Origin of the sequence: Pontibacter sp. SGAir0037 (assembly GCF_005491705.1) — a bacterium.
Lineage (GTDB): Bacteria > Bacteroidota > Bacteroidia > Cytophagales > Hymenobacteraceae > Pontibacter.
On the sequence record NZ_CP028092.1, the window covers coordinates 2,547,855 to 2,559,854 of the forward strand.

Annotated in this window: 7 protein-coding genes; 5 read left to right on the forward strand and 2 right to left on the reverse strand. The window is 41.9% G+C overall.

The features are described 5' to 3' along the window. Positions 1 to 12 precede the first annotated feature (12 nt). The gene (locus C1N53_RS10365) at positions 13 to 1,053 is read right to left on the reverse strand and encodes an aldo/keto reductase (protein WP_137759243.1); all 1,041 of its coding nucleotides are present in this window, start codon (positions 1,051 to 1,053) and stop codon (positions 13 to 15) included. Positions 1,054 to 1,314: 261 nt separating this feature from the next. On the opposite strand from C1N53_RS10365, the gene C1N53_RS10370 reads away from it, so the two are divergent. Continuing rightward, the gene (locus C1N53_RS10370; RefSeq protein WP_137759244.1) at positions 1,315 to 2,424 is read left to right on the forward strand and encodes an ATP-binding protein; all 1,110 of its coding nucleotides are present in this window, start codon (positions 1,315 to 1,317) and stop codon (positions 2,422 to 2,424) included. Positions 2,425 to 2,462: 38 nt separating this feature from the next. Here C1N53_RS10370 and C1N53_RS10375 read toward each other — a convergent pair whose 3' ends face one another. Further along, on the reverse strand, positions 2,463 to 3,023 hold the full coding sequence (locus C1N53_RS10375) for an RNA polymerase sigma factor (protein WP_137759245.1): 561 nt from the start codon (positions 3,021 to 3,023) through the stop codon (positions 2,463 to 2,465). Between the two features lie 157 nt (positions 3,024 to 3,180). Here C1N53_RS10375 and C1N53_RS10380 point away from each other — a divergent pair, with 157 nt between their 5' ends. The 4 genes from C1N53_RS10380 (at position 3,181) to C1N53_RS10395 (ending at position 11,976) form a co-directional block, all read left to right on the forward strand. Then, positions 3,181 to 4,215, forward strand: a complete 1,035-nt coding sequence (locus C1N53_RS10380) for a FecR family protein (protein WP_137759246.1) — start codon at positions 3,181 to 3,183, stop codon at positions 4,213 to 4,215. Between the two features lie 153 nt (positions 4,216 to 4,368). Then, positions 4,369 to 7,758, forward strand: a complete 3,390-nt coding sequence (locus C1N53_RS10385; protein WP_240773451.1) for a TonB-dependent receptor — start codon at positions 4,369 to 4,371, stop codon at positions 7,756 to 7,758. Between the two features lie 155 nt (positions 7,759 to 7,913). Then, positions 7,914 to 9,365, forward strand: coding sequence for a RagB/SusD family nutrient uptake outer membrane protein (locus tag C1N53_RS10390; protein WP_371415964.1), 1,452 nt, complete (start codon positions 7,914 to 7,916; stop codon positions 9,363 to 9,365). Between the two features lie 418 nt (positions 9,366 to 9,783). After that, complete coding sequence (locus tag C1N53_RS10395; protein ID WP_137759248.1) at positions 9,784 to 11,976, forward strand: PAS domain S-box protein; 2,193 nt, start codon at positions 9,784 to 9,786, stop codon at positions 11,974 to 11,976. The last annotated feature ends 24 nt before the right edge of the window (positions 11,977 to 12,000 follow it).

Sequence of the window (12,000 nt, forward strand, 5' to 3'; positions counted from 1 at the left end):
AGCACCTGCCACTTATTTATAAAATTCTGGTAGAGGGTTGAGCTTCGTATTTTGCCTTTGGTGCCAATAAGGATAAATGGGTGGTACTTCACTGGCCTGATCCAGCTTTTTCACCTGTTCGATCGTCAGGTTCCAGCCTACGGCATCGAGGTTTTGTTTTAACTGCTCTTCGTTTCGGGCACCGAAGATAATACTTGATACTGTCGGGCGTTGCAACAGCCAGTTTAAGGCCACCTGTGCAACTGTTTTTCCTGTTTCAGCGGCAACCTCGTCCAGCGCATCAATGGTGTCATAAAAAACCGCTTCATTAACCACTGCTTCCGGTACAGGGCTACCGCCCTGTGCCACCCTGCTTTCGGGAGGCAAAGGCTGATTGCGTCTGTACTTCCCTCCCAGTCTGCCGGCAGCCAGCGGCGACCAGATAATGCCCCCTACTTTCTGATCCAGGCCCAGAGGCATCAGTTCCCACTCATACTCCCGGTTTGCCAGCGAGTAATAAACCTGATGAGCGACATAGCGGCTCCAGCCATACTTTTCAGACACAGCCAAGGATTTCATCAGGTGCCAGCCGGAGAAGTTTGATGCGGCGATATACCGTACTTTTCCACTTTGCACCAAATCGTCGAGGGTGCGCAGCGTTTCCTCTACCGGCGTGTTTCCGTCGAAGCCATGCATGTGGTAGATATCTATATAATCTGTGTTCAACCTTTTCAGGCTTCCTTCTACTTGCCGGGTTAAGTGAAAGCGGGAGGAGCCCTGGTTGTTAGGACCTTCTCCGAAAGGAAATGTACCTTTCGTCGAGATCAGCACCTTATCGCGCAGCCCTTTCAGTGCTTTGCCTAAAATTTCTTCTGAAAGACCATCAGAATAAATATCTGCCGTATCAAAAAAATTGACACCGGCATCCATACACAGGTTTATCAGCCGGGTGGCTTCTTCTACCTGTGTACTTCCCCATGCTTTAAAAAATGCGTTGCCACCGCCAAAGGTAGCCGTTCCAAAGCATAATACAGGCACTTCTAATCCTGATGCACCTAATTGTCTGTATTCCATAGTCGTTTTATTTTGTAAAGGCAGCAATCTCACTTTTACAGGTTCCAGAGCCTGCACTGCTATTGCAATACAAAATATAGGAATAGCTCCAGATTTCAAATAAAAATTTCTTGTCCCTTAACCGGTAGATTTAGAAAACAATTATTAACTATCTAGTCAGTTATTACTGATAATGCGCGCTTACATGATTAGTGTAACCTTACATCATTTAAAGTGTAAAACTTCTATGCCTTTTTTACTTATTCTATTTCATTTATAATTATGATAAAAGATTTTGATACCCATATATCATCCCATTTTATAGAACAGGTAAAAGACTGTGCCATTTTTGCGATGGATACAGAAGGTAACATCATGACCTGGAATATTGGAGCGGAACGTATCAAAGGATATAAAGAAGAGGAAATTATTGGCCAATACTTTGGTATATTATTCTGCAAAGAAGATCAACATGCTGGTAAGCCCGAAGAAGAGCTTATGCTAACTAAAAAACATGGAAAGCATGAAACTGATTGGTGGCGAAGAAAGAAAGATGGTTCAGCATTTTGGGCCAGCATTGTGCTTACAGCTGTTTACAATCACCAAGGTGAGTTGATTGGTTTTACTAAAGTAACGAAAGACCTGACTTCTAAAAAACTGGAAGAGGATGCATTAGCTCACAAAAATGAAGAGCTGGCAAAAATCAACCGCGACCTGGACCAGTTCATCTATATTGCCTCTCACGACCTGAGAGCTCCCATACTCAATATTGAGGCCCTGATGCAACTATTGATGGACTCTCTGGACAACCCGAGTGTTGATATCCGGGAAGTTCACCAGCTAAATAGCTATATCCAGGCGTCTATTACTCGTTTTAAAAATACAGTAGATGATCTTACAACTATAAGCAAGCTGCAAAAAAGCCTGGAGGAGGATTGCAATGATGAAAAAGTAGATGTAAACAACATCTTTGAAAGCATTCGGAGCGACATGCATTTTTTATTTGAAGAGTCGCAGTTCCCTTGCCACATCATAACTGACTTTCAAGTTAAAACGCTCAACTTCTCCCGAAAGAACTTTCGCAGCATTTTGTACAACCTCTTAAGTAATGCCATGAAATACAGGTCAGATAAAAAAGCCTGTAATATTTGGATCTCAACGAAAGAGGAGGACGGGGATGTGGTGCTGCGGGTAAAAGACAATGGCCTTGGCATGAGTGAAGAAAATCAACGTCAGCTTTATACTATGTTTAAAAGATTTCATTCTCATGTAGATGGGAGCGGTATAGGTATGTATATTGTAAAACGAATAGTAGACAATGCAGGAGGTTCTATAGAAGTAAACTCTGTGGAAGGCGAAGGAACTGAGTTTAGAGTTCGTTTTAAATCTTGATTGACAACACCTTATAATAGGAAGCACTCATTTAATAGCTAGTAAAGTTCATAGCCTTTAAACCTGTTTTTGATTACTTTCAGGGCCTTGTTAAGATGGTTTTCTATATTGCTGGTACTGGTATTAAGCAATTTGGCTATTTCAGAGTTACTTTTGCCCTCTACACGACTCAATAGAAAAACCTGTTTTCTTACCGGCGGCAGATTTGTATAAAACTCTTCGAGCAACTTTTCCAGGTCCCTGTAGGCAACAGCCTCTTCAGTTGACCTATCTATGTTTATTCTTGATTTAGTTAAATACTGCTTAAAGGCAAACTCATAACCTCTGCGCCTTGCTTTGTTATACACTAAATGCTTGGCAATACTTAATAAATAGCCATCAAAATTCAGCTCCTGATCAAGGCTTTTTCTACCCTCCCATATTTTCAGAAATACTTCCTGCACTACTTCTTCGGCATCTTCTTTCTGCCTGGTGAGGTGCATGGCAAATGAATACAGCTTAGGTTCACATAGCTGATAGAGTTGTTCAAAAGCAGCTATGTTATCTGCTTTGACAGCCTCAAGAATACCAGCCAAACATTCACTGCCTTTTCGATTCATGATAAGTTTAATTGCTGTGGTGTTGAATAAACTTATATCTAAAAGTAGAAAATGAAATAATCATTAACAAAAGTGAGTACTTAATTATTTTTTTTAAAAGAAGGTGGTGCAGAAGCAGCATAAAGTGTATATGTGATAGATACACCTGTTTAATCTCATGAACAAGCATCTTTTGGATAGGTTTTATGAAGGTAAATGCTCACCAGAGGAGCTACAACAAGTACTTACGTGGTTTCAATCAAATGAAATAACCCCGGAGCAGGAACTTGATTTAAACTTTGTATGGCAGGAAGCCGAACAAACAGATATACCTATTAATCACTCGCATGATCCAAAGAAGTTGTTTCTTAAACTAAAAGAGCAACTTAAGGAAACAACAGATTCAGATGATTGTGCACCTGATGAGCATCAGGCGCTGGTAATAAAACTGCACCAGCCTCTCTTTTGGTTGAAAGCTGTAGCGGCAGTTTTACTTCCTCTTTGTCTTGTCTGGGCATTTATAGCTTATACGTCCACTTTAAAAACCAAAAGCCCGACAATTGTTTCAGTAACAACCAAGCCAGGCATTCGAAAAACAATTAAACTGGCCGACGGCTCAACAATTATACTGAACGCCGGCAGCAAAATTACTTATCCGAAAGATTTTACGCCCCATACTCGTGAGATAAAATTATGGGGGGAAGCCTTTTTTGAAGTTGCAAAAGATAGCCTTCGTCCTTTTATAGTACATACCGGAAATATTTCGACAAAGGCATTAGGTACTTCTTTTAACATCAACTATAGTCAAGAAAACAATTTAGCGATAGCTCTTGCCACTGGTTTGGTAGAAATAACCAAAGAAAAGCCCGAACTGAACAAAAGAATGTCCCTTCTGATACCTGGGCAGCAATTATACTATGACCACCATTCAGATAAATACCAGGTAGCAAGCTATAATCGCACAGAAGTACTTGGCTGGCAGCAAGGCATCCTTTATTTTAAGAAAGCTGACATGAAACAAATCGTTCGAAAACTGGAAAACTGGTACGGTGTGACTATAGAAGTAGATACTTATGGAGAAAAAGATACTTCATGGAATTATACAGGTGAATATCATAATGAAACCCTTGACAAAGTACTGGAAGGAATCGGATTTGTGAAGGACTTTACCCACCAAGAAACGAATGGAAAAGTGATTATTAAATTTAACTAACTCTATACCTATGCAAGAGGAAAAAGAATGAATAAACAGCCAGCCCTGGTGAGGACTGGCTGTTGAATACCTCCCCACACAATCTGTTGGCGCATATTAAATGGAGGAGGCTGTTGTTTAAATGAATTGAATCAAACTAAACATCACAAATTTATGAAAAACAGATTTTACTACCTATTAATAGGTAGAGCAAGAAGAACATTATCTGTTAGTGTGTTTTTGCTCTTTGCGTCAGTTCTTTCGGCGTTCGCAGCAGACAAGGAACTGCTGGAAGTTGATATGAAAAAAACCAAAGTAATACTCTCCCTCTCTCGTGCATCTCTGCAGGATTTTATACATAAAATTGAAATTCAAACTCCCTTCCGCTTTACTTACGATGAAAAAGAACTACCAACCAATAAAGAAATAACTATCAATGTAAAAGAGGAGCCCCTGAACAAAGTACTGGATCATATTGCTGCAGAAACTGGGCTTGAGTTTAAACTTATCAACAGCAACATTCATATCAGGCACTCCAGGGCTACAGAAACACAGCTATCACCTAAGGCTTCAAGCAATCACAATCTTCAGAACCAGGTTACAGTTACAGGTCGTGTAACTGACAAAACCGGTGCAGCTCTTCCTGGCGTAACTGTACTTTTAAAAGGCACATCGGATGCCGTGCCCACTAATACTGACGGTAACTATACCATAACTGTTCCCAACGGAAGCGGCACGCTTGTATATTCTTATATAGGCTACCAAAGCCAGGAAGTTCCTATTAACAACAGAACAAGCATTAATGTAACCTTAGAAGAAGACAGTAGAGCGCTGGAAGAGGTTGTAGTAGTTGGCTATGGTACTCAGAAAAGGTCTGACGTTACTGGTTCAGTGGGTGTTGTAAGTTCTGAAGAGCTATTAAGGGCCCCTGTTACAAATGCCCTGCAAGGCTTACAAGGCAGAATAGCAGGAGTAAACGTGAAACTGAATTCCGGCTCCCCTACCAGTAGCCCTCGCGTAATCATCAGAGGTGTGGGAACAATAAATGCTTCTTCAGGACCACTTTATGTAGTGGATGGAGTTGTAATGGAAGATATCCAGTTTCTAAACCCTAATGATATACAAAGTATGGAGGTCCTGAAAGATGCTTCTTCTACGGCTATTTATGGGGCACGAGGCGCTAATGGTGTTATACTAGTAACAACCAGAAGAGGAGCCACAACAGAAGGGGTAGTGATTGGGTATGACGGGTGGTTAAGCGTAGGCCAGTTAAGAAAAAAAATGGATCTGTTAAACGCTCAGGAATGGCTGCAGGTAGTTGGAACAGGCATGGCTAATACTCCAAAGTACAGGCCGGAATCTGATCCGGTTTTTACAAGAAACGATCCGCGCTTATTTGATGCCAACGGTAATCCATTGTATGATACCGACTGGCAGGACGAAGCGACCCGCACTGCTATTTCGCATAACCACCAGTTATCCTTGCAGTCTAAAAGTGAGAAATCTTCTTTTGGCACATTTCTGAACTATGCTAAACTGGAAGGTATTATGTTGAACAGCTGGCTGGAGCGAATAAATGGAAAACTAGCTTACGATGCTACTCCGAAGAAATGGCTGTCTATAGGCGCTAACATATTAGTAAACTACACCCGCGAGAATGAAGCAGAGGAAGGTGGTGGACACCAGATGCCGCGCCGGACTATGATAGAGATGCCTCCTATTTTTCCGGTCAAGTTTCCGGATGGCACCTGGAGTAACAGCAGTATGATAAGTGATGCTTATAACCTGGAAGGTATGGCCAACCCTGTTCATGTACTCGAAACACAGGAAAGGCTCAGAAACCGTACTCAGCTTTTTGGCAACACCTATCTGACATTTCATATTTTGCCAGGACTGGATTTAAGAACACAATTTGGCTTTGATCGGCACGACAGAAAGTTTCAAGAGTATTATCCAACGGATCTGCTTAACATTTCTTCTCCTCTTGGCAGGGCTTATCTGCAGGATCAAATAGTTAACTACTGGCAGGAAGAAACTTTTTTATCCTATAATAAAGAGCTTGGTAAGCACCGGATTAATTCAGTATTAGGTTTAAGCTGGCAACAAAGAACGTATGAATCTAACTCGGTAGAAGCCCGGGGCTTTGGAGATGATTTTTTCAAGTATAACCGCATACAGGCAGCCAGCCAGCCAGGTGCTCCCCAGTCAGATTACGATGAGTGGACAATGAACTCATACTTCCTGCGTAGCGGCTATACTTACAATGATAAGTACCTGGTTACATTTACAGGCCGCATCGACGGCTCATCCAGGTTTGGAGAAAGCAACAAATACGGCTTCTTCCCTTCTTTAGGTTTGGGATGGGTTATATCTAACGAGCCATTTCTTCAGAATATCGATGTGCTAAATCAATTTAAACTGAGAACCAGCTATGGTATAACCGGAAATACAGAAATTCCGACATATCAGTCTTTGGCAACGGTTTCATCAGGCACTGTTTTGATTGGCGGCGGCCGGGCACCTGAAAGCTATGTAAACAGGCTGCCAAACCAAGATCTGAAATGGGAACGCACGAAGCAGTTTGACGTGGGCTTTAACGCCATGCTCTTTAACCATAGACTTGAATTAGAATTCGATTACTACTACAAGCTTACGACTGATTTGCTACTCGACAGGCCGGTACCACACACAACAGGTTTTACGGCTGTGCGCGACAATATAGGTTCAGTGTCTAACCGTGGTATTGAGGCATTAATTTCTACAGTCAACATTGAGAACAGCAATTTTAACTGGCGTTCAACCCTCAATTTTAACTACAACAAAAACAGAATAGAAAAACTGGGTGAAAACAATGAAGATATCGAACCTGGTCCCTGGTGGGTATCAGGCAGCCAGACTATTCTGCGTGTCGGAGAATCGCTCAGTTCTTTCTGGGGCTACGAACGCCTGGGTATCTGGGGAACTGATGAAGTAGAGGCCGCCGCCAGAGTGGGTGCCGTTCCTGGTGAGGCGAAGCGTGCAACTCAGAAAACAATCTTGGGGAAAGGCTTACCAGATTGGTCGGGCAGCTTTATCAACAACTTCAGCTACAAAAACTTTGATTTAAGTGTAGACCTGCAGTTTGTATACGGCGTGGATATTTTACAGCAGTTTTACCACTCCACTGAAGACCGCTCTGGTATAGCAAACGGTTTACGCACTATTTTAACCGAAGGCTGGACGCCACAGAACCAGAATACAATGGTGCAGGAAATCAGAAATCAGGCTTATGCGGGCCAGAACAGCGAAATAGACAGCAGATGGGTAGCCAATGGCTCTTACCTGAGAGGCAACCTGATTACATTTGGCTATAACTTCGGCAACAATTTTATGCCTGGTCTTAATTTGAAAGGGCTGCGGGTATATGGTAGCATCCAGAATGCTTTTGTTGTTCATTCGGATGAGTTCCAGGGATATGATCCGGAGGCTACTTCCTGGGGAGGTGATCAATGGGGGCAGAATATCTTCTTTTTTCAATACCCACGGCCCAGAACATATACTTTAGGGTTTAATGTAAAATTCTAATTCACAAAAGACAGAAGATCATGAAAAAGATAAATCTTATTCTATTGTTGGCTGGGTTAATATGCTTCTCTTGTGAAGACTTTTTGGAAGAAGTACCAAAAGATGAGCTCGGCGCCAGGCAAAATTTCACTGAACCATCTCATGCGTTCAGCGCTGTGAATTCACTTTATAGGACAGGTGCGCCACAGTTATTTGATGGTGGAGTTTACTCCGGAGCAGAAGCTATGCTTGGCAACTACATGTCTGGCTTTTTTGACAACGAGTATAAAGGCCAGGAGGTACACGTACAGCATGCACAGCAGTTAACTCTAAACGGCAATAATCTGAACGGGTACCTTGGCGGAATCTGGGATGATTTGTACAGGGGCATTTCAAGAGCGAACAATGCGATAAAGTATATTCCTGCTACACCGGGTCTAACTGATACAGAAAGAAGCAGATTAGAAGCCGAAGCCCGGTTCTTTAGGGCGTACGCTTATTTTTACCTGGTTCGGATGTTCGGAGAAGTACCTTTAGTTACTGAACCGTATGAATCTCTTGAAAACCTGTATGTTTCCCGTAACTCCATTAAGGATGTTTATACACTCATTGAACAGGATCTCAAGTTTGCCATCGAACAAGGTAATTTGTCGAACAATTCCATGGCAAACAATGGAGGCAGAATAACAAAAGGGGCTGCTGCAACTTTATTAGCCGATGTGTATTTAACTATGAGCGGATATCCGCTACAGGAAAACAGGTACGCAGACGCTGCCGCCATGGCAGAGAGTGTCATCAATAGCGGCACATACAATTTAACGCAGCACGACAAAAACTCCAGCGGACAGGTAGTTGAGGAGAACAGCGCCTATAACAAGATACGGAGGGGCGATGCATCAGCAAATGAATACATTTTTTACCATGAATATGCTGTTAATATCTCTAACAATAATTACCCCCAATGGGCATACCCTGTTTCTATGGCTCAACATGTAGCTTATGCCATTACTAACGGAGCTTACCAACCGGTAAACAAGTTCCTTTGGGGGTACGATGCTCAACGAGATCTGAGGGTTCAGGAAAAGCAATATTTCCACAGCTCTCTTACCCTGGAAAATGGTGAAGTTAAGAACTTTGAAACCGCACCATATATATGGCACGATGATGAGGCATTGTTTGAGACTGCCAGTTCTGGTAAAGATGTGGTAATATACAGCTACTCAGATGTATTGCTTATTGCTGCTGAGGCGAAGGCAAGAGCTCAGGGTGTAACAGCTGATGCCGTTGAAAACCTGGCACAGGTAAGAGGAAGAGCCTACTGGAAAACGGATTACAGCCAAATAGTTTCTGAGTTGAACGCCTTGTCGCCTAACGAATTTGTGGAAGAAGTGTGGGAAGAAAGTTTTCGTGAATTAGTGTTTGAATTCCGTTTGTGGTTCGACATGATCAGAACAAGAAAATTTCCTCAAACAGCAGCTAATGCGAATGGAGAAATTAATTTTGTTGAACTGGTTGGGCAGGCAAACCACTGGAACAAAGTTATTGAAACAAAGCACTTACTTTTTCCTATTCCTGAAGCCGAAAGACAAAGAAACCCTAATTTAGGCAGTCAGAATCCGGGATATTAAAGATCTGGCAGGCATCTGCCCGCAACGCTCAGGTACCTGCCATGCCTGTAAGCAGTAAAGCCTGCCAACTTATGAAATGCCTCAAGTGGCTATTACAAAGCGTACTATAACTTTAGCAGAACCTGATAAGTATAAATATTTACATCTCAGGTTCTGCTTTTTCTTTAACCAAATTCCGTATAGCCACCCTTAATTCTTTTGCAGCTTGTTTCACTACATCAGGCTTTTATAACAAAGGATGTTAAAACATTTTCTGTCCGGAAAAATAAAATCGCATCACTTTCCTTCCTAATTCTGCCATATTATTTAAAACAATAATAAATAGGCATTTATACCTATACCTGGGTATTGCATAACATAAATTTATTTATATAAATTGTGCTTAAATTAACACCCAAGCTTTTAACAGCAATTTATCATGGAGAATGAACTTAGTTCATCGATGTGGGAGAAGATGGCTGAGTTCTCTCCTGATTTATTCTGCACTTTTGATCAGGAGGGGCATTATGTTTATATAAGCGATGCCTGCACCAGTATTCTGGGCTATACAGCAAACGAATTAATTGGCAGGCACTATACAGACTTTGTTCATCCTGATGACTTAGAAAGTACCAGAGAAACTGCTGCAGTCATACTTCAAGCAAAAAAAATTAAGAATTTTGAAAATTGCCTGATTCACAAACAGGGAAAAAAGGTGCGCATGCTCTGGTCATGCGCCTGGTCTGAACAAGACAATGCTATATTTTGTGTAGCCCGCGATATTACAGAGCTAAAATTAAGTCAAAAAAAATTAGAAGAGAGCGAACAGCGCTACAGAGCTTTATTCGAAAACAACAAAGATGTCATCATTATTGAAAGTAAAGAAGGTTTAGTCACAGAAGTTAACCGTAGCTTCACAGAAGTACTTGGTTTCAGCAAGGAGCAAGTGATTAATTATCCCGCCTCCAACTTTTTATCAGCCGAAGTAGCTGCTCTCTGCAAAAAATACTTCCGCAAGGCGCTGAAAGGCAGCACCGGAAAGTTTAACCTGGATATTTATACTACGGCCAAAACATTAAGGACTTTTGAAGCAACAAAGTACCCTATTAAAATGGGAGAAAAAGTAATCGGGGTGCAAACAGTTGCTAAAGACATAACACCAATTGTACAGTCTCTTGACACGATACAACAGCAGGCACAGAAACTCAGCAATATCTTTGAGAGTATCACCGATGCTTTTTTTATGCTGGACAGGGAATGGAAGTTCACCTACATCAACAGAGAAGCAGCCAGGCTTCTGCGCCTGCACAAGAAGAAGGACATCGGTAAAAGCATTAAAGATGCTTTTCCGGAGGAAGTAGGCGGGGAATTTCACCTCCATTATAGCGAAGCTTTAAAAACTGGAAAAGCAGTCCATTTTACCTCTTATTTCAGGGAGTATGATATGTGGCTTCAGGTAAAGGCTTTTCCTTCGGCCGAAGGTTTATCAGTTTATTTCGATGATGTTACTGAGCTGATCAGGTTCAGGATGGAGCTTGAAAAGCTATCGCTGGTGGCGAGCAGAACAAATAATGGAGTTCTTATTATTGATAAGAACAACGAGATCGAATGGGCTAACGAAGGCTTCACAAGGCTTACAGGCTATACGCTGGAAGAGGCTTTAGGCAAATATCCCTTCGATTTACTATATAACCCGAAAGCAGACCAAAGTTCTTTTCTGGCTGTAAAAGACAAAATGCTGAACGGAGAACCAGTTTCTTTTGAAGTTATGTGTTCTGCTAAGAGCGGAGAAGACATGTGGATTAATGTACAGATTAACTCTGTGCTGGATGAAAAAGGTAACGTACTACGGTATATCGCTGTACAAACCGACATTACGGCTTTAAAAAATTCGGAGCAGGAGCTGGCGCATGTTACGAGAGATCTTTACAACCAGAACAACGACCTGCAACAATTCACCTATATTGTTTCTCATAACCTCCGGGCACCTGTAGCAAATGCCCTGGGCCTTCTAAACCTTCTGAAAAAAGCAGATCAAGGCACTGATGTGTACGACACCATTCTTTCTAACTTAAAGGTTAGCATTATGCAACTCGATACTGTTTTAAAAGACATGAACACCATCCTGAGTGTCAGAGACAGTAAAGGGAATATGGAGCTGGAGGAGGTAGACCTGAACGATGTGCTGTACCAGGTGCTGAGTTCTCTGCAGGAGCCGCTTCAGAAATGCTCTGGTGAAGTGCTGATTGATGTGGAGGAAGGTACAACCATTAAAGCAAACAAAGCCTACCTCTACAGTGTCTGCCATAACCTGATGTCGAATGCAATTAAATACAGATCAGATGAGCGTCACCTGGAAGTACTTATCAAATGCGCTTCCACCAACAGAGGCACTCTTATTTCCTTTTCTGATAACGGCTCGGGCTTCGACATGGAAAAGGTGAAGGATAGTATCTTTAAGCTTTACAAGCGCTTCCACAAAGGTAAAAAAGGCAGAGGGATAGGCCTTTACCTGGTAAAAGCACATGTAGAATCAATGGGTGGGCACATTGAGGTAAGCAGCCAGGTTGGCATCGGAACCGCTTTTTTTATTTATTTCCCTAAAACTGAGAAACCAGCCCTTACACTATAAAAACTAACATATCAGCCACTTTTA

What these genes read in the sequence shown, in the direction of transcription:
- C1N53_RS10365 (WP_137759243.1), bottom strand. Translation starts at nt 1,053, where the DNA reads ATGGAATACAGACAATTAGGTGCATCAGGATTAGAAGTGCCTGTATTA.
- C1N53_RS10370 (WP_137759244.1), top strand. Translation starts at nt 1,315, where the DNA reads ATGATAAAAGATTTTGATACCCATATATCATCCCATTTTATAGAACAG.
- C1N53_RS10375 (WP_137759245.1), bottom strand. Translation starts at nt 3,023, where the DNA reads ATGAATCGAAAAGGCAGTGAATGTTTGGCTGGTATTCTTGAGGCTGTC.
- C1N53_RS10380 (WP_137759246.1), top strand. Translation starts at nt 3,181, where the DNA reads ATGAACAAGCATCTTTTGGATAGGTTTTATGAAGGTAAATGCTCACCA.
- C1N53_RS10385 (WP_240773451.1), top strand. Translation starts at nt 4,369, where the DNA reads ATGAAAAACAGATTTTACTACCTATTAATAGGTAGAGCAAGAAGAACA.
- C1N53_RS10395 (WP_137759248.1), top strand. Translation starts at nt 9,784, where the DNA reads ATGGAGAATGAACTTAGTTCATCGATGTGGGAGAAGATGGCTGAGTTC.